We start from the raw sequence: 22,011 nt of genomic DNA, 5'->3' as shown, positions 1-22,011 counted from the left end.
ATGCGCCTGTTTCGCTCACTGATCCTATTGATGACCCTGGTTGCGCCGACGACGTTTGCCGATGACCTGTATCAGATTGAAATGATTCTGGTCCGTCAAAACGCCGTACCTGCCATTGTCAGCAAAGCCGCACCCGAAGACTGGGCTGCCGGAGCTCAACCCATCAGCCCCGACAGCCTGCGCACGCCGAGCCTCAATGGCGAAGTGGAAAAACTCACCGCCAGCAATGAATACACGGTGTTGCTGCACAAGGCCTGGCAACAGAACCTTGGCGAAGAAGCCAGCAAAGTCGCGATCAGCGAGGGCAAAGAACAGTTCGGCCAATTCCCGATCGAGGGCACGTTGAACCTGAAACTGGGGCGTTTCACCGACGTCGACGCCGACTTCTGGGTCAACCAGATCGACGCCAACGGCATGGTCACCGCCAGCGAACGCCTGAAACAGGAAAGCCACACCAAGAACGGCCAGCTGAACTTCCTCGACAACGGCCACCTTGGCCTGCTGATCAAGATCACGTCCCTCACCGCCCCTGCGCCTCGGCCAGACGCTGTTGAAATACCGGACTGATTGAAGTCCTTATGCCTGCGACCCTGAGCAAACCCCTGGCACCTTCCTGGGTCAGCCGATTCAAGGAACAGAGCCTGGAGCGTGGCCGCCGCTACGCGCTGGAAAACCGCGTCAGGATCGTCGAAGCCGGCGACGCCACAATCATCGCTGCTTGCGAAGGCTCTGGCGGTAACGTTTATCGTCAGACCATTCGCCTGCGCGAGTCGGCCAAAGCCACCTTGCTGATGATTGACGCCACCTGCACCTGCCCGGTCCACAGCAACTGCAAACACTGCGCGGCGGTGCTACTGAAAGTACAGGAAACCCTCGCTTATCCCGCTGCGGCGCAAGACGCCGAGCTGCTGGAAAAACTTCAGGCCGTACTGGAAAACCGTAGCCCGAAAGCGCCGCCGCAAGTGCTGGTGGATAACGTGCAACCGGTGCCGCGCTTGTGGCTGGCGAGCATTGAATTCAGCGCGTTCGAACCGCGCAACGGCAAGATGCAGCGCTATATCCAGCATCGCGCAGCGCTGTCCTTCAGCTACCTGGATGAATACGCCAGCGGGCAGAAGAACGCTGACATCCTGATCCGTCAGGAAACCCAGACGCTGCGGATAAAACGTCACCCCGAAGTCGAACAGACCTACCGGGAACAGCTGCGAATCCTCGGTTTCAAAATCGCCACCCGGCAAAGCAAGGCCTTGCCGGAAAGTGCCGGCGAGCTCTTCGAGATGGTCAACGACAGCGCTTGGCTGACCTTCACCCTCAATGAACTGCCGAAGCTGCGCACCCAGGGCTGGGAGCTGCAGATCGACGAAGACTTCGGTTTCGACCTGACGGCCGTGGACGACTGGTACGCCACCGTCGAACAGGCGCCGGAGCGCGACTGGTTCGACCTGGAACTGGGGATCATCGTCAACGGCGAGCGACTGAGCCTGTTGCCGATCCTGTTGAACCTGATGCGCTCCCACACCGAGATCCTCAACCCGGAACGTCTGGCCCGACGTCGCGACGACGAGTTGATCCTGGTGAACATCCCCAACCGCCCGAACTCCGAGTACGGCCCGTTGCAAGTCGCCCTGCCCTTCGGTCGGTTGAAACCGGTGCTGGCGACCCTCGGCGAGTTCTACCTGCAAGGGCCCGGCGAAACTGCGCTGCGCCTGAGCAAGGCCGATGCGACGCGATTGAATCCGCTGGAAGATCTGCCGTTGCTCTGGGAGGGTGGCGAGCAAATTCGTACCTTTGCCCAGCGCCTGCGGGACATCAAGGACTTCACCGCGACCGCGCCGGAAGGCTTGAACGCGACCTTGCGCCCGTATCAGCTGGAAGGGCTGAGCTGGATGCAGTCGTTGCGGCAACTGGAAGTTGGCGGGATCCTCGCGGACGACATGGGTCTGGGCAAAACCCTACAGACCCTGGCGCACATTCTCAGCGAGAAGATCGCTGGACGCCTCGATCGGCCGTGCATGGTGGTGATGCCCACTAGCTTGATTCCTAACTGGCTCGACGAAGCCGCGCACTTCACACCGCAACTCAAGGTGCTGGCGTTGTACGGTGCCAGTCGCAAAAAGCATTTCGACAATCTGGCCGATTACGACCTGATCCTGACCACCTATGCGTTGCTGCCCAAAGACGTCGAACGTCTGGCGGCGCAGCCATTGCACGTGTTGGTTCTGGATGAGGCGCAGTACATCAAGAACCCCAACAGCAAGGCCGCCCACGCTGCCCGCGAGTTGAATGCTCGTCAGCGCTTGTGCCTGAGCGGCACGCCGCTGGAAAACCACTTGGGTGAGCTGTGGTCGCTGTTTCACTTCCTGCTACCCGGCTGGCTGGGTGACGTGAAAAGCTTCAACCGCGATTACCGTGTGCCGATTGAAAAGCGCGCCAGCGAAGTACGACTTCAGCACCTCAACGGTCGGATAAAACCATTCCTGCTGCGCCGAACCAAGGAACAGGTGGCGACCGAGTTGCCGCCGAAAACCGAAATCATCCATTGGGTCGAGCTCAACGAAGCCCAGCGCGACGTGTACGAAACCATGCGCTTGGCCATGGACAAGAAAGTCCGCGACGAGATCACCCGCAAGGGCGTGGCGCGCAGCCAGATCATCATTCTTGAGGCGCTTTTGAAGCTGCGTCAGGTGTGCTGCGATTTGCGCCTGGTCAATGACGCCGCCCTGCCCACTCGCGGCAGCACGTCCGGCAAGCTCGACAGCCTGATGGAAATGCTAGAGGAATTGTTCGATGAAGGTCGGCGGATTCTGCTGTTCTCGCAGTTCACCTCAATGCTGTCGTTGATTGAAGATGAGCTGAAAAAGCGCGGAGTCGAGTATGCGCTGCTGACCGGGCAGACCCGCGACCGGCGCGCCCCGGTAAAAGACTTCCAAAGCGGCAAGCGTCAGATCTTTCTGATCAGCCTGAAGGCAGGTGGCGTTGGCCTGAACCTGACCGAAGCCGACACGGTGATTCACTACGACCCTTGGTGGAATCCGGCGACGGAAAATCAGGCGACTGATCGGGCGTATCGCATTGGTCAGGAGAAGCCGGTGTTCGTCTACAAGATGATTGCCAGAGGCACGGTAGAAGAGAAGATTCAGCACCTGCAGAAAGAAAAATCCGACTTGGCGGCTGGCGTGCTGGATGGGCGCAAGACCGGGGACTGGAAGCTGCAGAGTGATGATATCGAGGCGTTGTTTGCGCCGCTGCCGGACAAGTTGGAAAAACGCTGAGATCGGCGACGCCAGAAAAGTTGCTATCGCGGGCAAGTCGGATCGCCGCACCGCCGCTCCCACAGGGTTGACATCAATCCTGTGGGAGCGTGGCTTGCCCGCGATGGCGTCAGCTCGGACTCACTGCAGTCACGCTTTATCAGGATTTCGAATCAGGCAATGGCGCAAATAGCGCTTCAATGTCACTCTGCTCAAGCTTCCACCCACCCGTCGTCCCACCTTCAAGCACCGCCCCAGCCAGCGCCGCCTTCTCCTGCTGCAGCGCCTGTATTTTTTCTTCCACCGTGCCGCGCGCAATCATCTTGTAGACGAACACCGGCTTATCCTGACCGATACGATAAGCACGGTCGGTCGCCTGGTTTTCAACGGCAGGATTCCACCAAGGATCGAAGTGGATGACCGTGTCCGCCGCTGTCAGGTTCAGTCCTGTCCCGCCTGCCTTGAGGCTGATCAGGAACAACGGCACCTTGCCGCCCTGAAAGTCTTTTACCGGCGTGCGCCGATCCGTCGTTTCACCCGTCAACAATGAATAACCGATCCCTCGCCGCTGCAACTCTTCCTCAATCAATGCAAGCATCGACGTGAACTGCGAGAACAGCAAAATCTTGCGGCCTTCGCTGAGCAACTCTTCGAGCATCTCCATCAGCCCGATCAACTTGCCGCTGCCAGCACGGAGGGCTTTCGCCGTCAGGGGCATTTTGATCAGCCGTAGATCGCAGCACACCTGACGCAGCTTGAGCAAGGCATCGAGAATGATGATCTGGCTACGCGCAACGCCGCTTCGGGCAATTTCGTCACGCACCTTCTTGTCCATCGCCACACGCACGGTTTCATAGACATCCCGTTGCCCATCGCTGAGTTCGACCCAATGCACAATCTCGGATTTAGGCGGCAACTCGGTGGCGACCTGTTCTTTCTTGCGACGTAGCAGAAAGGGTTTTATCCGAGCCGTCAGGTGCTGCATCCGTTCGATATTGCCGTGCTTCTCGATCGGGGTACGGTAGTCACGATTGAAGGTTTTACTGTCGCCAAGCCAGCCGGGTAACAAGAAGTGAAACAGTGACCACAACTCGCCCAGGTGATTTTCCAACGGCGTGCCGGACAAGCACAAACGCTGCCGAGCTTCCAGATCTCGGGCAGCTTGAGCGGCCTTGCTGAGCGGATTTTTGATGTTTTGCGCTTCATCGAGAATCAGCACGCTCCAGACCTGTGGTTGCAAAACCTCAAGATCACGCGGCAGCAACGCATAGGTGGTCAGCACCAGATCGTATTCGGCAAGGTTGATGAAGTCCTTTTGCCGAGTGGCGCCATGCAGTGCCAGTACTTTCAATTGCGGAGTGAAGCGTGCCGCTTCGTCTAGCCAATTGGGTATCAGGCTGGTCGGCATCACCGCGAGCGCCGGCCGATCGAGTCGACCCGCCTGCTTTTCCAACAGCAGATGAGCCAGGGTTTGCAGGGTCTTGCCCAAGCCCATGTCGTCACCGAGGATACCGCCGACCTCCAGCTCACGAAGGGTTTACATCCAGTTCAGGCCTTCAAGCTGATAAGGCCGTAGTGTGGCGTTGAGGCCTTGCGGAACAGCAACGTTTTGCTGAGTCGATTCACGCAAGCGTTTCGCGAAACTACGTAAACGCTCGCCGCCCTGCCAGACCAGCGGCAGCCCTTCCAATTCACTCAAGCGCGCTGCATCAGGGGCGTTCAAGCGCAACGAGGTGCCGCTGCTCACACCCATATACAATTCGCCGAGCGTCGCCATCAATGGCTTGACCCGCCCTAGGGACAGCGCAACTTTTATGCCTGGCTTGGCACCCAACTGCCCACTATTGAGATCGATCAGCACTTGCTCGTCATCGTCACGCAACGCCAGTTCTGCCAGGTTCAACAGTTGCGGTTGCCGGCGCATCAATTGCAGCAGAATTGGCAGCAAACTGTGGCGCTCGCCGTTGACCACGATGCCCAACTGCAGATCGAACCATTCGCGCCCCGGAGACTCCTCGACGTCGGCATACCATTCTTCTACGGGCTGCAAATTGAAATGAAAACCGTCGTTGATATGGATCTGCCAATTGGCCTCTCTGAGCACCGGCACACCGGACTGCACAAAAGCCAGCCACGCCGAGTCATCCGGCAACCCAAACATTTCACCTGCGCTGTCGGGTAACGCATCACTTTTACGGGTGGCCTTTTTCAAGCCTTGTTTTTGCAAGGCTTGACGCAAGACTTTTTCGGCGGCGGGTTTACGTTGAATGCGTTGGGTTTCGGTGCCGGACAGTACCAATATTTCCGTGGATTTTTTGTCTGCCGCCCTATGGCCGTCGTAGGTAAAGGCCAGCGCAGCGCGATGCTCGTGTTCATACTGCCAGCGTCGATTTCTTTGCACATAGCTTGCAAGTGTCAGGTGGGCTTGGGGTTCAACGTCATCGAAAACCCGTTCGGTCAACGCGTGCGGAGGAGAAACGACTCGAGTCGCTGCACTCATCCGATGGCTGAACTGCATCGCCTGACGTGCCGGAATGTCAGGGGCCAATGACAGATGGCACGCCAGTTTCTCATCCAGCTCACTGAGCAGCGGTCCAACCTCCATCCGTTCGCGGTCCAGGTAGTACAAAGGTTCCAGCGCCAGAATCGTTTCTTCAGACGCTTCGTCACTATGCCACTGAGGACGGAAACTGCCACTGGCTTGCTCGGCCCAGGAAAACTGCGCAGACCTGCTCATTCCAAATGCCAGGGGCTGCAATTGTTCGAAGTCGAGAAATAACCGCGAAGTTTTCAATGCCAACTGGAGGACTTCAGCCCCACTGCTGCCTTGCAGGGGGTAACCGCTGTAAAAAGAATGATAGGAGTGGATCGCGACCAGCAACCTGGCGATTCGCAGGTCAAGCTCGGATAGATAGCCAGGCTCTCGCATCAATGCTTCTGACGGCGAGACCACAGGTTTGATGTCCTGCAAGCGGCCGTCCTTGAGTTGACGAGCCTTGCAGATTTCCAGCAACCATTTGCCTGCAGTCGACGTTGCTCTGAGTTTGTATACCCAGCACGTGCCGGTGCTCTTGGCAGACTCATCGCGATCTGCAACGTCGCGAGGAACATAATTGAGCCAGCGCTCCAGGTCGCGATTCAGCTGGACTGGGGCAGTGCTTTTGAACGAGTCCATGGGGAGTTCTTGCAACATATAAAGCACGGTCGCGCAGTGCTTGCAATTGACCACTACAGGGCACGAACAGCAGCACTCCAGTTCAAACTCGCCGTTAAAGTCTTCGATGAGTTCAATGGTTTGCTCGTAGATGTTCCCCTGGGAACCTTTGCAGGTTGCGAGAACGAAGACGTCCTCCATTTCGCGGACCTGCACCCGATTTTCCACAGCGTATCGGCGAGCTTTATCCAGAGCGCGATGACTGAACTCATCCGCCCACGGTAGCTCACGGAGCTGTTCAATTATTGTCAACATTAGATGCAACGCTTCTGAAAATTGCTGGAGTCTGGAGCGTCAAGATCAGCGTTTCAATACCCGCGCCAACGTCGACTTCACCTTGCCTATCCCGTCATGCAACGCTTGCTCGATCTCGGCCATGGTGATCACCGACGTGGACTTGCCCGCTGCCGGGTTTACTACCAACGCCAGACAGGCGTAATCCAGTTCCAGCTCGCGCGCCAATGCCGCTTCCGGCATCCCGGTCATGCCGACGATGTCGCATCCGTCGCGCTCCAGTTTCGCAATTTCCGCTGCGGTTTCCAGACGCGGCCCCTGTGTGCAGGCGTACACGCCTTGACTGCTGAAGCCAACGCCCTCAGCCGCCAACGCCGCGATCAGCTGCTGACGCAGGGGTTCGCTGTAGGGATAGCTGAAATCGATGTGGGTAACCTGTTCGAGATTATCGGCGAAATAAGTGTGTTCGCGACCGCTGGTGTAGTCGATCAGCTGATGCGGCACGCAGCAATGTCCGGTACCCATCGCAGCATGAATTCCACCCACGGCATTGACCGCGAGAATCGCTTCGGCACCGGCCTGCTTCAGCGCCCAGAGGTTGGCGCGGTAGTTCACCTGATGCGGCGGAAAACGGTGAGGATGACCGTGGCGCGCGAGGAACAGCACTTCCTTGCCGGCGTACTCGCCGATCTGCACTTCAGCTGAAGGTGCACCGTAAGGGGTGTCCACCGCCAATGACTGACGAATGCTCAGCCCCTCGAATTGAGTCAGGCCGGTGCCACCGATAATCGCGTAAACCGTCATAACGAAAGGTCCTCAATCAATCAGTTGAGCTTCTTTGAGCGCGCCGACCGCTGCGAGCCAGCGCGGGTGCTGACGGTATTCGATGTTGGCATATGACTGGCCGCGCATCCGCGCGATGCGCTCGGATGGTTCTACCTTCAGACGTTGGGCGGCGCTCAGGGCCAATTCGGCGGCGGCGCGATCGTTGCACACCAGGCCCATGTCGCAACCGGCCGTCAGCGCCGCTTCGATACGGCTGGCAGCATCGCCGACTACGTGGGCGCCGGCCATGGACAGGTCGTCACTGAAGATGACGCCGTCGAATTGCAGCTCACCGCGCAGAATGTCCTGCAACCAGCGGCGAGAGAAACCGGCGGGCTGGGAATCGACTTGCGGATAGATAACGTGGGCCGGCATGACCGCAGCCAGTTGCTTGCTCAATTTGGCAAACGGCACCAGGTCGTTGGCGCGGATCTCGTCGAGGCTGCGCTCATCATTAGGGATTGCGACGTGGGAATCTGCCTCGGCCCAGCCGTGACCGGGAAAGTGCTTGCCGGTGGCGGCCATGCCGGCGCTGTTCATGCCACGAATAAATGCACCGGCCAGCAACGCTGCGCGCTCGGGATCACCTTCGAATGAACGGGTGCCGACCACGGCGCTGCGCTGATAATCGAGGTCCAGTACCGGAGCGAAGCTCAGGTCGAGGCCGACGGCCAGCACTTCAGTCGCCATGATCCAGCCGCACTGCTCGGCCAGGTATTCGGCATTCGGGTTGTCAGCGATGGCGCGCATGGCTGGCAGTCGCACGAAGCCTTGGCGCAGGCGCTGCACCCGGCCACCCTCCTGGTCGACGGCCAGCAGCAGATCGGGGCGAATGGCGCGGATCGCGGCACTCAACTCGCGCACCTGGCGCGGGTGTTCGATATTGCGGGCGAAAATGATCAGGCCGCCCACTTCGGGTTGGCGCAACAATTGGCGATCTTCAGCCGTCAGCCAGGTACCGGCGACGTCCACCATCAACGAGCCTTGCAGGCCAGCAGTCATAGAGATTCCTTGATAATGATAAACCCGGCTCGCACGAAATCGCCGCCTTGGGCTGTACCCGGCAGGTCGGCGATATAAATGGGGAACAGGTTCAGAACGAGAGTCGGCATGGGCGGCTAGCTTAGCGGATGTCAGCTGCCGCGCCCACCCGTGTGCGGTTAAACCTTAGCGGCAACCGGGGTCGATTTGCTGCGCGGCCGCAACTGCGCAGTGGCCATGGCCGTGTCGGTGACGCCGGTTTCGGCACGCATGCCGGCAGCCAGGAACGGTACCATCAGGCGCATGACCTGCTCGATGGAGGTGTTGACGCCAAAGTCGGTCTCGGCAATTGCGCGCAGGGCTTTGATACCGGACATGCTGAACGCGGCGGCACCGAGCATGAAGTGCACGCGCCAGAACAGCTCAATCGGCGGAATACGCGGTGCAGCTTCGTTGACCAACATCATGTAGCGGCGGAACACCTTGCCGTACATGTCTTCCAGATAACGCCGCAAGTGCCCTTGGCTCTGACTGAAGGCCAGCCCCAGCAAACGCATGAAAATCGACAGATCGTTACCGCTGCGTGGTTGCACCACCAGGGCTTGCTCGACGAGGATTTCCAGCAGCTCTTCAAGTGTCGGCTTGTTCTCTGGCTTGGCCTGACGCCGCTCCAGCTCTTTATCGAGGCTTAAGCAGAACGGCCCAAGAAAGCGCGAGAAAACGGCCTGGATCAACGCCTTCTTCGAGCCGAAGTGATAGTTCACCGCCGCCAGATTGACACCGGCCTTGCTGGTGATCAGACGCAATGAGGTTTCAGCGAAACCTTTTTCCGCGAACAATTGCTCGGCAGCATCAAGAATGCGTTCAACGGTTTCCGACTGGGCCATGGCTACTCCGCCTGACAAACACTTGTTTGAAACATACGTTTCAGCCTGTGCATTGTCAAGCCTGCCGGTTCGTTTTGGGAATGGTCGGTCAGCTATTTAACCATACAACTCCCAAGCGTGAATCAGCAGGCTGATCGACCGTCTGGCGGCCGGCAAAAAAAGGGGCATTGCCAAGACCGTTTCACTGTATATAATCCCAGTCACTGTATAAAAAGACAGAGCGATCAATATGCTAAAGCTGACGCCACGCCAAGCAGAGATTCTGGCCTTCATCAAACGTTGCCTCGAAGACAACGGCTACCCGCCAACCCGTGCGGAAATCGCTCAGGAACTGGGTTTCAAGTCACCCAACGCTGCGGAAGAACACCTCAAGGCGCTGGCTCGCAAGGGTGCTATCGAGATGACGCCCGGCGCTTCCCGTGGCATTCGCATTCCCGGCTTCGAAGCCAAGGCCGACGAGTCCACCCTGCCGATTATTGGCCGAGTGGCTGCCGGTGCTCCGATCCTCGCCCAGCAACACATCGAAGAGTCCTGCAACATCAACCCGTCGTTCTTCCATCCTCGCGCCGATTATCTACTGCGGGTTCATGGCATGAGCATGAAGGACGTGGGCATTTTCGACGGTGACCTGCTGGCAGTGCACACCACCCGTGAAGCCCGCAACGGCCAGATCGTGGTGGCGCGGATCGGCGACGAAGTGACCGTCAAGCGCTTCAAGCGCGATGGCAGCAAGGTCTGGTTGATTGCGGAAAACGCTGAATTCGCCCCTATCGAAGTGAACCTGAAAGATCAGGAACTGGTGATCGAAGGCTTGAGTGTCGGCGTCATTCGCCGCTAAAGGAGGCTTTATGCAGTTCCCACACACATCACAGCAAGCCCAACTGCCGTTGTTCGAGGCTTTCATGGTGCAGCCGTTGGCGCCGATCCTGAAAGAAGTGGTCGAGTCACCCTGGAGCGCCGAGCCCGAAGTCTTCAGTGAGCTGTCGCTGCGTGGTGCAGCCGGGAATTGCCTGAACCTTCTTGCGCCGATCCTCAGGGAACTGAGCCAAGACCAGGACGCGCGCTGGCTAACACTGATTGCCCCGCCCGCCAGCCTGACCCAGACCTGGTTGCGGGACGCCGGCCTTAACCGCGAACGCATCCTGCTGCTACAACCGCGTGGCGCTCAGAGCGCGCAGCAGTTGACCTGCGAGGCCTTGCGCCTGGGCCGCAGCCACACGGTGGTCAGTTGGCTCAACCCATTGAGCGCGACTTTGCGGCAACAGTTGATCAGCGCCGCCCGGATCGGGGACGCACAAAGTCTGAATATTCGATTGGGTTAACTGACAAACAATACGCGCTTTGAACAGCGCGGGGCTTCTCCAAGGATAGAGAAGCCGACCTGTAGCGATACCAGTAAAAAACCGACGAGCGGGATCAATGAAGAACCCGTGATCCCTCGTCTGTATTGAATTCGCCTTCAACCAAGCGTCCGGCCATCTGAACGCCGACGCTCAGCATCGCCTTCGCGACTTCAACGTGCTGGCCTTGCAGGAATGCTTTGGCATCCTCGGAGAAATTCAAAGTAACCAGAGAACCCTCGTCCTCGGCCCTGCGCAGCTCGATACGGCCGTCTGGTAACTCGACGATTTCTAGAAAGGACGTTGGCATATAGGTCTGTTCTCCACGAAAGGCGGGGATTATATAGGCATCAGCCAGGCTTCGCTCGGGATCTTGACCAGATGCCACTACAAAGAGAAATTTCCGACAGCTCTCATCCCTGAACGGACAACCCACCGGGCCATCCGTTATTCCGCTCGATCCTTCAGCACTCGTTCAGCCCTTCTCGAAACCGAATCGCCAGCCCTTTGAGGTTCTGACGCCAGCTCTCCAGCTCTTCCCGGCTCAGCTCTTGCGGAGCCTCTTCTTCATCCAGGTTAACGGCCAGGATCAGCGGTTGCGTCACGTCACCCTTAGGTTTGTGCGGCGCCCGTGGCGGCTGAAACAGTGCAGCATGGGCCGCGAGCAGTTTGGCCAGCCAGGTTTCCGAATTATTGGCCAACTCAACCATCTCGGCCATTTCGGGAATAGCGATGGCTTCCAGTACTTCTCGAGTCAGCAACAACTCGGCCCGAGGCGCATTGGCCTGAGGCAAGCGATAGAAACCGGCGATTTCATGGCACAGCCCCAGCAACGCACCGTACAAGTGAAACAACGCCGATTCGCGTCCGGCCTGAATCAGCGCCAGCGAGTTCATCGCACGCCCTTCTTCGGCTCTGGCGAGCGCTTCCAGCGACAGGCCGGCGAAGTAAATCTTCTGGTTAGTACGGGTATAGAGTTCGTGGGCCATGACGGCAGCCTCCACAACGAAATAATTGCTTCACGCAGATCAGACAGTGTCGTGGATCACCCAAGTTCACCGCAAGCACAAAACAAAAGGCCGCATGAAAACCCGAGGGTTGTCATGCGGCCTTTTTGTATACAGCGCCTTTTAAGCCTTGGCTGATGGACGCTTGTCTTCAACCTTCCACTTGCCGCCGTCGTAGTACGCCTTCCAGCCAGTCGGCTTACCGTCGACTTCAGTCTGCACGTACTGCTCTTTGGTCTTGCGGCTGTAACGGATCACGGCGGGGAGGCCGTCCGGATCTTTCTTCGGTGCTTCACAGAGGAAGTGGTACTTCGGATCGATCTCATCCTTGTGCGGCACAATTTCCATGACCAGCGGAGCACGCGTCTCGCGGTTTTTCGGGAATTGGCTGGCCGCCAGGAACAAGCCGGAAGCCCCGTCGCGCAGGATGTAGGTGTCGTTGACCTTCTCGCATTTCAGCTCAGGCATCTTCACCGGATCCATCTTCGGCGGCGCTGCATCACCGCTTTTCAGCAGTTTGCGAGTGTTCTTGCACGTCGCATTGGTGCAACCGAAGAACTTGCCGAAACGGCCGGTCTTGAGCTGCATCTCGCTGCCGCACTTGTCGCATTCCAGGCTCGGACCTTCGTAGCCTTTGATGCGATAAGTGCCCTCTTCGATTTCGTAGCCTGAGCAATCCGGGTTGTTACCGCAGATGTGCAGTTTGCGCTTCTCGTCCAGCAGGTAAGCATCCATCGCTGTGCTGCAGATCGGACAGCGGTGCTTGCCGCGCAGTACCAGCGATTCCGATTCACCCTCGTCGTCCGCTGCAATTTCATCGCCCGGCACCAGGTTGACGGTGGCCTTGCAGCGCTCTTTCGGCGGCAGGCTGTAGCCCGAGCAGCCGAGGAACACGCCGGTCGATGCGGTACGAATCTGCATCGGACGACCGCACAACACGCACGGAATGTCAGTCATCACCGGCTGGTTGGCGCGCATGCCGCCTTCGGCGCTTTCGGCTACTTCGAGTTTCTTCTTGAAGTCGCCGTAGAACTCGTCGAGCACGTTTTTCCAGTCGCGTTCGCCTTGCGCCACGTCGTCGAGGTTCTCTTCCATGCCGGCGGTGAAGCCGTAGTCCATGAGATTGGAGAAGCTCTCGGCCAGACGCTCGGTAACGATGTCGCCCATCTTTTCCGAGTAGAAACGTCGGTTGTGCAGCGCAACGTAGCCACGGTCCTGGATGGTCGAAATGATCGCGGCATAGGTCGAAGGACGACCGATGCCGCGTTTTTCCATTTCTTTAACCAGGCTGGCTTCCGAGTAACGTGCCGGTGGCTTGGTGAAGTGCTGGGTCGGATCAAGCTTGATCAGCTTCATCGCGTCGCCCTGGGCCATGTCCGGCAGCACGTCGTCGTCACCAGGCTTGGCGATTTGTGGCATGACGCGGGTGTAACCGTCGAATTTCAGGATGCGGCCCTTGGCGCGCAACTCAAAGTCACCGGCACCGACGGTGACAGTGGTCGACAGGTATTGGGCCGGCAGCATCTGGCAAGCGAGGAACTGGCGCCAGATCAGCTCGTAGAGCCGCTCAGCATCACGCTCCATGCCCGACAGCTTGCTTGGCTCGGTGTTGGCGTCGGACGGACGAATCGCTTCGTGAGCCTCTTGTGCGCCTTCCTTGCTGCTGTAGACGTTCGGGTTTTCGGGCAGGTATTTCTTGCCGAACTCGCCTTCAATATAAGTACGCGCCATCGTCACCGCATCAACCGAGAGGTTGGTGGAGTCGGTACGCATATACGTGATGTAGCCCGCTTCGTACAAACGCTGGGCCATCATCATGGTTTTCTTCACGCCGAAGCCCAGGCGATTACTCGCAGCCTGTTGCAGAGTGGACGTGATGAAAGGTGCCGACGGCTTGCTGCTGGTCGGCTTGTCTTCGCGCTTGACGATGCTGTAGCTGGAAGCCTTGAGCTTCTCCAGCGCGGCCATGGCCTGGGTTTCGTTGAGTGGCTTGAAGGCCTCGCCTTTCTCGCGAGCCACGTCAAAGCGCACGGTTGCGCCCTTGGCGGTGCCGAGATCAGCGTGGACTTCCCAGTACTCTTCCGGGTTGAACGCGCGAATTTCACGCTCACGCTCGACCACCAGCTTCACGGCAACCGATTGCACACGACCGGCGGACAAGCCACGGGCGACCTTGGCCCACAGCAGTGGCGAAACCATGTAACCCACTACGCGGTCGAGGAAACGACGCGCCTGCTGGGCGTTGACACGATCGATGTCCAGCTCGCCCGGTTTGGAGAAGGCTTCCTGAATCGCCTTCTTGGTGATTTCGTTGAACACCACGCGCTTGTAGCGGCTGTCATCACCACCGATGGCTTCGCGCAGGTGCCAGGCAATGGCTTCCCCCTCGCGATCCAAGTCGGTTGCGAGATAGATGGTGTCAGCATCTTTGGCGAGCCGGCGCAGCTCTTCGATGACCTTTTCCTTGCCCGGGAGGATCTCGTACTTGGCTTTCCAGCCATGATCGGGATCGACACCCATGCGCGAGACCAACTGCTTGCGCGCCTTCTCTTTCGGCGTGAGCACCGGACCTTCACCCGCGGCGGCCTTGCCGCGCTTGGCGGCTGGCTCTTTGCTGGCGCTAGCCGAACCGCTGGTGGGCAGGTCTCGGATATGGCCGATACTCGACTTCACCACGTATTGGTTACCCAGATACTTGTTGATGGTCTTGGCCTTAGCCGGGGATTCCACAATGACCAGCGATTTGCCCATGGATCAGAAAATTCCTGAATTCTAGAAGTGAAAGGCGGTTGGCGCCTGACGCGGCACCGCTATATATAGTGGCTACAAGGTGAGGTCAAGCGCAGGGTTTTGCGCGCACTCAGCTTATGGCTTCGAAAAAAGGCTCGGTTCGGCTTGCACCAAAGCAAAGCGTGGTACCTGTTCGCCGTCAACCTCGACCGACTCCAGGAACATGCTCAAGGGACGCACCCAAAAGCCGTAATCGCCATACAGGGCTTGGTAGAAGACCACTTCTTCTTCGGTTTCAGAATGCCGCGCAATGCTGAATACACGGTACTGCGGACCTTTGTAATGTTGGTAGAGCCCAGGTTGTATCGGCATGCTTTGGCCCTCACTCAAATCTTTTCAAAATAAAAACAAAAATAAATTCAGAAAAACAAAAACCGGGGCACTTGGCCCCGGCTTCCTTCGACGAAACGCTTAAACGCGTTCGAAGACGGTGGAGATGCCTTGGCCGAGACCAATGCACATGGTGGCTACCCCAAAGGTGCCGCCATTTTGCTTCATCACGTTCAGCAGAGTGCCGGAGATACGCGCACCGGAGCAACCAAATGGGTGACCCAGGGCGATCGCGCCGCCGTGCAGGTTAACCTTCTCGTTCATCTTGTCGAGCACTTTCAAATCTTTCAGCACTGGCAGGGCCTGTGCGGCGAAAGCTTCGTTGAGCTCGAAGAAGTCGATATCGTTAATGCCAAGACCCGCGCGCTTCAGTGCTTTCTGCGTAGCCGGTACTGGACCATAGCCCATGATTGCCGGGTCCACACCTGCCACCGCCATCGAACGAATCACTGCCATAGGCTGGATGCCCAGGTCCTGTGCACGCTGCGCCGACATCACGATCATGCACGAAGCACCGTCGGTGATTTGCGACGAAGTACCGGCTGTCACGGTGCCACCCTTAGGGTTGAAAGCAGGCTTGAGAGCCGCCAGGCTTTCCAGGGTAGTTTCCGGACGAATGGTTTCGTCGTAGTCGAACAGTTTCAGGAAACCGTTCTCGTCGTAGCCCTGCATCGGGATGATTTCGTCTTTGAACTTGCCCTCCAGCGTCGCTTTATGAGCGAGCTGGTGGGAGCGCACGCCGAAAGCGTCCTGTTGTTCGCGAGTGATGCCGTGCATTTTACCCAGCATTTCAGCGGTCAAACCCATCATGCCCGAGGCTTTCGCCGCGTACAGCGACATGTGCGGGTTCGGATCGACACCGTGCATCATGCTCACGTGACCCATATGCTCGACGCCGCCCACCACGAACACGTCACCGTTACCGGTCATGATCGCTTGCGCGGCAGTGTGCAGTGCGCTCATCGACGAGCCACACAGGCGGCTGACAGTCTGACCGGCAGCGGTGTGCGGGATCTGCGTCATCAGGGACGCCATGCGAGCGATGTTCCAGCCCTGCTCCAGGGTCTGGTTCACACAGCCCCAGATCACGTCTTCGACTTCGTTCGGATCAACCTTGACGTTGCGTTCCAGCAGTTTGCTGATCAGGTGCGCCGACATGTCTTCGGCGCGGGTGTTGCGGTGCATGCCGCCCTTGGAGCGGCCCATCGGAGTACGACCGAAGTCGACAATCACGACGTCTCTTGGATTCAAGCTCATAAAATTTCACTCTCGCTCAAGTGTTTGGACGCTTAACCGAAGAACCGTTGGCCGGTTTTAGCCATTTCACGCAGCTTCGCGGTCGGGTGGTACAGCGCGCCCAAATCAGAGTACTGGTCAGCCAGGGCAACGAACTCTGCAACACCGATCGAATCGATGTAGCGCAGCGCACCGCCACGGAATGGAGGGAAACCAATACCGTAGACCAGACCCATGTCGGCTTCGGCAGCGGTTTCGACAATGCCGTCTTCCAGGCAACGCACGGTTTCCAGGCACAGCGGGATCATCATCCAGTTGATGATGTCTTCGTCTGTAACTTCGCGCTGCTCGTAAACGATCGGCTTGAGCACTTCCAGCACCGACGGGTCGGCGACTTTCTTCTGCTTGCCGCGCTTGTCGGTCTCGTAGGCGTAGAAGCCCTTGCCGTTCTTCTGGCCCAGGCGCTTGGCTTCGTAGAGCACGTCGATAGCCGAACAACGGTCATCTTTCATGCGATCCGGGAAGCCTTCAGCCATCACGTCACGACCGTGGTGACCGGTGTCGATGCCGACCACGTCCATCAGGTAGGCCGGGCCCATTGGCCAGCCGAATTTTTCCATGACCTTGTCGATACGGACAAAGTCCACACCGGCGCTGACCAGCTTGGCGAAACCGCCGAAGTACGGGAACAGCACGCGGTTGACCAGGAAGCCCGGGCAGTCATTGACGACGATCGGGTTCTTGCCCATTTTCTTGGCGTAGGCAACGGTGGTGGCAACAGCCAGCTCGCTGGACTTCTCGCCACGGATCACTTCTACCAGCGGCATCATGTGCACCGGGTTGAAGAAGTGCATGCCGACGAAGTTTTCCGGACGCTTGAGGGCTTTCGCCAACAAGGTGATGGAAATGGTCGAGGTGTTGGACGCGAGGATGGTGTCCTCTTTGACCTTGTCTTCGACTTCGGCCAGAACGGCTTGCTTGACCTTAGGGTTCTCGACGACAGCTTCAACCACCAGGTCAACGTGACCGAAATCACCGTAGGACAGGGTCGGACGAATACCGTTAAGCACTTCAGCCATTTTCGCCGGGGTCATGCGACCTTTATCAACGCGACTTACCAGCAGCTTGGCGGCTTCAGCCAGACCTTGCTCGATGCCGTGCTCGTTGATGTCCTTCATCAGGATCGGCGTCCCTTTGGAAGCCGACTGATAAGCGATACCGCCCCCCATGATGCCGGCGCCCAATACGGCAGCCTGCTTCACGTCTTTGGCGATTTCGTCGTAGGCCTTGGCCTTTTTCTTCAGTTCCTGATCGTTCAGGAACAGACCGATCAAGCTCTGCGCGGCAGAGGTCTTGGCCAATTTGACGAAACCGGCGGCTTCGACTTCCAGCGCCTTGTCGCGACCGAAGTTCGCCGCTTTCTGGATGGTCTTGATCGCTTCAACCGGCGCCGGGTAGTTCGGGCCAGCTTGACCGGCCACGAAACCCTTGGCGGTTTCGAACGACATCATTTGTTCGATGGCGTTGAGTTTGAGCTTTTCCAGTTTCGGCTGACGCTTGGCCTTGTAGTCAAATTCGCCGGAGATGGCGCCCTTGACCAGGTTCAGTGCCGCTTCCTGCAATTTTTCCGGGGCGACCACGGCGTCGACGGCACCAACTTTCAATGCGTCTTCAGCGCGGTTTTCCTTACCGGCGGCAATCCACTCGATGGCGTTGTCGGCACCAATGATGCGCGGCAGACGCACAGTACCGCCGAAGCCCGGGTAGATGCCCAACTTGACTTCCGGCAGACCGATTTTGGCGGTGATGGCCATGACGCGGAAGTCCGCCGCCAAGCACATTTCCAGACCGCCACCCAGGGCGATGCCGTTGATCGCGGCGACAGTCGGGACGTTGAGGTCTTCGAAATCGCTGAAAATCTTGTTGGCTTCCAGATTGCCAGCAACAAGCTCTGCATCAGGCAGCTTGAAGTTTTCGACAAATTCGGTGATGTCGGCGCCGACGATGAACACGTCCTTGCCACTGCTGACGATCACACCCTTGATCGAAGCATCTGCCTTGATAGTGTCTACAGCCTGACGCAGTTCGTTCAGGGTTAGACGGTTGAACTTGTTGACGGACTCACCCTTGAGGTCGAATTTCAATTCGACGATGCCACTTTCAAGAGCCGTAACCGTGATGGCTTTACCTTCGTAAATCATCAACTGATCTCCACGATATGGAAGCTGAACAGTACACGTCGGACGCAGGCGAATGGCTCGGCAGGGACGTTTATCGTCGATGCTAACGCCAATCCACCCGGCACACCCGCCAACGCGATAGTCGGGATTCTGTAGGAGCGATCTGTAATACAAACGCTCAATTCATACGCCCGTTTGATTTGGGTACGTTACCTTCACGGAATTTCCGACAATTGTCAATCGCCCAAAATACTGGTTGAAACGCGACTTTCCGGTCATTTCCGTACCACGAAGACCTGCAACACGCCGCTGCATGTGAGGCCATTCATAGGATCAATAGTTAGAAAAGTCGCCCTAATTCGCTGCAGCCTTTGTTTAACAAGCTACGCTGGCGGGACCTTGAGGAAAAAAACATCAACGCTTTTGGCGAATGCCCAGCGTAAGAACAGCTCCACACCGAATTACCGGCCTGCCTGGCCAACTCCAGCCCGATGATGATGTCGGGCTTTTTATTGCCTGGCTGCCCGACGTTTCGCACCATTGCGGCGCGAAATTTCCGCGATTTATGCCAGCGCTTTCAGCAGCGCATCAATATCCTGCAAAACCGCCGCTTCGCCCTTTTCACCCCAATACAAAGTGATCATCTGCTTGTCCGCTTCGATCTTGTAGACGTTAGCTGGCAATTTTTCGAAATGATTAAGCAGCGCCTGATCCTCGCAGACCTCCTGCCACTGGTTGACCCACACACCGGGTGCTTTTTGCCAGTAACTCCAGCACGCCGGCTGAGTGCCTCGCCGCGGCCGATGGTACTGGGCGCAAGGGCTCGGCGGCTCCTGGCTCAGCCAGTGCGGCCAGTCCTGAGGCGCCAGCTGCATCGCCAATCCGATGCGCCGTGCCTCCATGCGCAGGGCCATGCGGCCGCTCTGGTGGCGCGACGGCCGCAACCATGCCAGCGGACTCAGAACCACCAGCAGGATTGACACCACTATCCAGACCGTCATATGTGTACTCCCGATTCTTGATGAGCGCATTGAATCACTTTGAAACCAATGCGCTTGAAACCAGCCATACTTACCAATATCGCAATCCTCAGGAGGAGCACCTCATGCCCTACAACCACATTCTGGTCGCTGTAGATCTAACCGAAGAGTGCGATCCTGTTATCCACCGTGCTCGCGAACTGTCGGTGAGCAACGGGGCGAAATTGTCCCTGGTACACATTGTCGAGCCGATGGCCATGGCCTTTGGTGGCGACGTCCCCATGGACCTGTCACAACTGCAACAACAGCAGTTCGATCAGGCCAAGGAACGCCTGGACCGACTGATCGTGAAGTATCCGGAGCTCTCCAAAGAATACAGTCACCTGACCTACGGCCAGCCGCGTCAGGAGATCCACCACCTGGCCAAGGAACAAACCTGCGACCTGATCGTGGTGGGCAGCCATGGACGACACGGCCTGGCATTGCTGCTGGGTTCGACCGCCAATGACGTGCTGCACGGTGCGCCATGCGATGTGCTCGCGGTGCGCCTGGTCAGAAGCTAAACGACCCCTGCGAAAAGCCCGGCGCTCATCACTGAACGCCGGGCTTTTTTATAGCTGGATCAATCAGGCATCCAGCTCTGCCCAGCGCTCGACCATTACATCGTGCTCAGCCTGCAACTGCTCCAACTGAGCGATCACTGCAGCGGTCTCGGCAGCAGGACGCTGATAGAAACCGGCATCGGCCATTTGCGCCTCAACGGTAGCGATCTGCTGTTCCATGGCTTCGATCTGACCCGGCAACATTTCCAGCTCACGCTGCAACTTGTAGCTGAGCTTCTTCTTTGCCACTGGCGCTTCAACTGCTGCAGCCACTGGCGCAGCTTCGGCTGTCACGACCGCAGAGGTCAGGTCAGCCTTGCCCGATTTGCTCTCGGTCACGCCCAGCAGGCGCGGCGAGCCGCCCTGACGCAGCCAGTCCTGATAACCACCGACGTATTCGCGAACCTTGCCTTCACCTTCGAAGACCAGGGTGCTGGTGACCACGTTGTCGAGGAATGCCCGGTCGTGACTGACCATCAGCACGGTACCGTTGAAGGTCAGCAAGACCTCTTCCAGCAACTCGAGGGTTTCGACGTCGAGGTCGTTGGTCGGTTCATCGAGGACCAGCAGGTTCGCTGGCTTGCTGAACAGTTTGGCCAGCAACAGACGGGCACGTTCACCACCGGACAGCGCCTTGACCGGCGTGCGGGCACGCTGCGGGCTGAACAGGAAGTCGCCGAGGTAGCTCAGCACGTGACGGCTCTGACCATCGATATCGATGAAGTCGCGACCTTCGGCCACGTTGTCGATCACGGTCTTTTCCAGGTCCAGCTGATGGCGCAACTGGTCGAAGTAAGCCACGTCGATGCGCGTCCCCTCTTCCACTGTGCCGCTGGTTGGCTGCAGACCGCTGAGCATCAGCTTGAGCAGTGTGGTTTTACCGGTACCGTTAGCGCCGAGCAGACCGATACGATCGCCGCGCGTCAGGACCATCGAGAAATCCTTGATCAGGAACGGGCCACCCGGATGAGCGAAGCTCACATTCTCGAGGACCATCACCTGCTTGCCGGACTTGTCAGCGGTGTCCAGCTGAATGTTGGCCTTGCCGGTGCGCTCGCGACGCTCGCTACGCTCGCTACGCTCGTTGCGCAGGGCTTTGAGGGCGCGCACGCGGCCTTCGTTACGGGTGCGACGGGCCTTGATGCCCTGGCGGATCCAGACTTCTTCCTGGGCCAGTTTTTTGTCGAACAGCGCGTTGGCCGTATCTTCAGCCGCCAGAGAGGCCTCTTTGTGCACGAGGAAACTGGCGTAGTCGCCGTTCCAGTCGATCAGACCACCGCGATCCAGTTCGAGAATGCGGGTAGCGAGGTTCTGCAGGAATGAACGGTCGTGCGTGATGAACAGCACAGCGCCCTGGAAATCCTTCAGCGCTTCTTCGAGCCAGGCAATTGCACCGATGTCCAGGTGGTTGGTCGGTTCGTCGAGCAGCAGCAGATCGGGTTCGGAAACCAGAGCCTGAGCCAACAGGACGCGACGACGCCAGCCGCCGGACAATTCGGCGAGGGTCTTGTCGGCCGGCAACTGCAGACGGCTCAAGGTGCTGTCGACCAGTTGCTGCAAACGCCAGCCGTCACGGGCTTCGAGGTCGTGCTGGACGTGCATCAGTTTGTCCAGATCGGCGTCGGTAACGATGTTCTGGCTGAGGTGGTGATACTGCGCGAGCAGCTCGCCGACACCGTCCAGGCCTTCGGCCACCACGTCGAACACGGTCCGCTCGTCGGCTACCGGCAATTCTTGCGGCAATTCGCCAATTTTGAGGCCGGGTGCACGCCAAACAGAACCGTCATCAGGCTTCTGGTCGCCCTTGACGAGCTTCATCATGCTGGACTTGCCAGTGCCATTGCGGCCGATGATGCACACCCGCTCTCCACGGGCGATCTGCCAGGACACCTTGTCCAACAACGGCATAGAGCCGAAAGCAAGGGACACATCGCTGAATTTGAGCAGGGTCATGAGCTTCTCCAAAAACCGGGCGCGCATTCTACCTGACTTGAGGCTTCAGAAGGCCGGCAATTTCACCTTCGCGGTACTCTGCACGACAAATGTTGCGAACTGATGCTGACAGGCCGGCAAAGCTTTCACCCGCTGCTGGCAAAAGGCTAAGCTACAGATAATTCAGCGCGGGCATTGCCCGCGCTTGTCATGATTTCTCTG

Annotated in this window: 16 protein-coding genes and 1 pseudogene; 5 read left to right on the top strand and 12 right to left on the bottom strand. The window is 58.1% G+C overall.

All coding sequences use genetic code 11. The features are described 5' to 3' along the window. On the top strand, window positions 1-567 hold the full coding sequence (locus ACYZTX_RS11870) for a CsiV family protein (protein WP_462034196.1): 567 nt from the start codon (window positions 1-3) through the stop codon (window positions 565-567). 11 nt (window positions 568-578) lie between these two features. Continuing rightward, entirely contained in the window at window positions 579-3,272 is a 2,694-nt protein-coding gene (locus ACYZTX_RS11865) for a DEAD/DEAH box helicase (protein ID WP_462034195.1), read from the top strand. A gap of 139 nt (window positions 3,273-3,411) precedes the next feature. Here ACYZTX_RS11865 and ACYZTX_RS11860 read toward each other — a convergent pair. The 4 genes and pseudogenes from ACYZTX_RS11860 to ACYZTX_RS11845 all read right to left on the bottom strand — a co-directional run bounded on the left by ACYZTX_RS11860 (window position 3,412) and on the right by ACYZTX_RS11845 (window position 9,392). Next, window positions 3,412-6,720 (bottom strand): annotated as a pseudogene (locus ACYZTX_RS11860) (DEAD/DEAH box helicase). A 45-nt stretch (window positions 6,721-6,765) separates the two neighbouring features. Beyond that, window positions 6,766-7,503 carry an S-methyl-5'-thioinosine phosphorylase gene (locus tag ACYZTX_RS11855; protein WP_462034194.1) on the bottom strand — a complete coding sequence of 246 codons (738 nt, stop codon included), beginning with the start codon at window positions 7,501-7,503 and terminating at the stop codon, window positions 6,766-6,768. Window positions 7,504-7,515: 12 nt separating this feature from the next. After that, window positions 7,516-8,514: a beta-N-acetylhexosaminidase gene (gene nagZ, locus ACYZTX_RS11850; RefSeq protein WP_462037026.1), complete on the bottom strand. Its 999-nt coding sequence runs from the start codon at window positions 8,512-8,514 to the stop codon at window positions 7,516-7,518. A gap of 170 nt (window positions 8,515-8,684) precedes the next feature. After that, on the bottom strand, window positions 8,685-9,392 hold the full coding sequence (locus tag ACYZTX_RS11845; RefSeq protein WP_007933170.1) for a TetR/AcrR family transcriptional regulator: 708 nt from the start codon (window positions 9,390-9,392) through the stop codon (window positions 8,685-8,687). A gap of 229 nt (window positions 9,393-9,621) precedes the next feature. Between ACYZTX_RS11845 and lexA the strand changes: the two genes are divergently transcribed. Next, on the top strand, window positions 9,622-10,230 hold the full coding sequence (lexA, locus tag ACYZTX_RS11840) for a transcriptional repressor LexA (protein WP_462034193.1): 609 nt from the start codon (window positions 9,622-9,624) through the stop codon (window positions 10,228-10,230). A gap of 10 nt (window positions 10,231-10,240) precedes the next feature. Further along, on the top strand, window positions 10,241-10,714 hold the full coding sequence (gene sulA / locus ACYZTX_RS11835; protein WP_462034192.1) for an SOS-induced cell division inhibitor SulA: 474 nt from the start codon (window positions 10,241-10,243) through the stop codon (window positions 10,712-10,714). 94 nt (window positions 10,715-10,808) lie between these two features. Here sulA and ACYZTX_RS11830 read toward each other — a convergent pair whose 3' ends face one another. The 7 genes from ACYZTX_RS11830 to ACYZTX_RS11800 all read right to left on the bottom strand — a co-directional run bounded on the left by ACYZTX_RS11830 (window position 10,809) and on the right by ACYZTX_RS11800 (window position 19,276). Beyond that, window positions 10,809-11,042 (bottom strand): hypothetical protein, encoded by a 234-nt coding sequence (locus ACYZTX_RS11830; protein ID WP_192302801.1) that lies wholly within the window; start codon window positions 11,040-11,042, stop codon window positions 10,809-10,811. 154 nt (window positions 11,043-11,196) lie between these two features. Continuing rightward, window positions 11,197-11,721 carry a DUF6586 family protein gene (locus ACYZTX_RS11825; protein ID WP_046047843.1) on the bottom strand — a complete coding sequence of 175 codons (525 nt, stop codon included), beginning with the start codon at window positions 11,719-11,721 and terminating at the stop codon, window positions 11,197-11,199. Window positions 11,722-11,862: 141 nt separating this feature from the next. Beyond that, the gene (topA, locus tag ACYZTX_RS11820) at window positions 11,863-14,490 is read right to left on the bottom strand and encodes a type I DNA topoisomerase (RefSeq protein WP_462034191.1); all 2,628 of its coding nucleotides are present in this window, start codon (window positions 14,488-14,490) and stop codon (window positions 11,863-11,865) included. A gap of 114 nt (window positions 14,491-14,604) precedes the next feature. Continuing rightward, entirely contained in the window at window positions 14,605-14,841 is a 237-nt protein-coding gene (locus ACYZTX_RS11815; RefSeq protein ID WP_046047845.1) for a DUF1653 domain-containing protein, read from the bottom strand. Window positions 14,842-14,940: 99 nt separating this feature from the next. Next, window positions 14,941-16,116 (bottom strand): acetyl-CoA C-acyltransferase FadA, encoded by a 1,176-nt coding sequence (gene fadA, locus ACYZTX_RS11810; protein WP_007944141.1) that lies wholly within the window; start codon window positions 16,114-16,116, stop codon window positions 14,941-14,943. Window positions 16,117-16,148: 32 nt separating this feature from the next. Continuing rightward, window positions 16,149-18,296 carry a fatty acid oxidation complex subunit alpha FadB gene (gene fadB / locus ACYZTX_RS11805; RefSeq protein ID WP_462034190.1) on the bottom strand — a complete coding sequence of 716 codons (2,148 nt, stop codon included), beginning with the start codon at window positions 18,294-18,296 and terminating at the stop codon, window positions 16,149-16,151. Window positions 18,297-18,838: 542 nt separating this feature from the next. Further along, window positions 18,839-19,276, bottom strand: a complete 438-nt coding sequence (locus tag ACYZTX_RS11800; RefSeq protein WP_462034189.1) for a hypothetical protein — start codon at window positions 19,274-19,276, stop codon at window positions 18,839-18,841. Between the two features lie 104 nt (window positions 19,277-19,380). Between ACYZTX_RS11800 and ACYZTX_RS11795 the strand changes: the two genes are divergently transcribed. After that, a complete protein-coding gene (locus ACYZTX_RS11795) occupies window positions 19,381-19,818 on the top strand; it encodes a universal stress protein (RefSeq protein ID WP_462034188.1) in 438 nt (145 codons plus the stop codon). A 63-nt stretch (window positions 19,819-19,881) separates the two neighbouring features. Here the strand turns inward: ACYZTX_RS11795 and ACYZTX_RS11790 are convergent, their stop codons facing one another. Then, window positions 19,882-21,810, bottom strand: coding sequence for an ATP-binding cassette domain-containing protein (locus ACYZTX_RS11790; RefSeq protein WP_462034187.1), 1,929 nt, complete (start codon window positions 21,808-21,810; stop codon window positions 19,882-19,884). Between the last annotated feature and the right edge of the window lie 201 nt (window positions 21,811-22,011).

Source organism: Pseudomonas sp. MDT1-17, assembly GCF_054898105.1.
The sequence above is the reverse complement of the archived record's forward strand: the minus strand, read 5'-3'. Positions and strand labels throughout refer to the sequence as shown.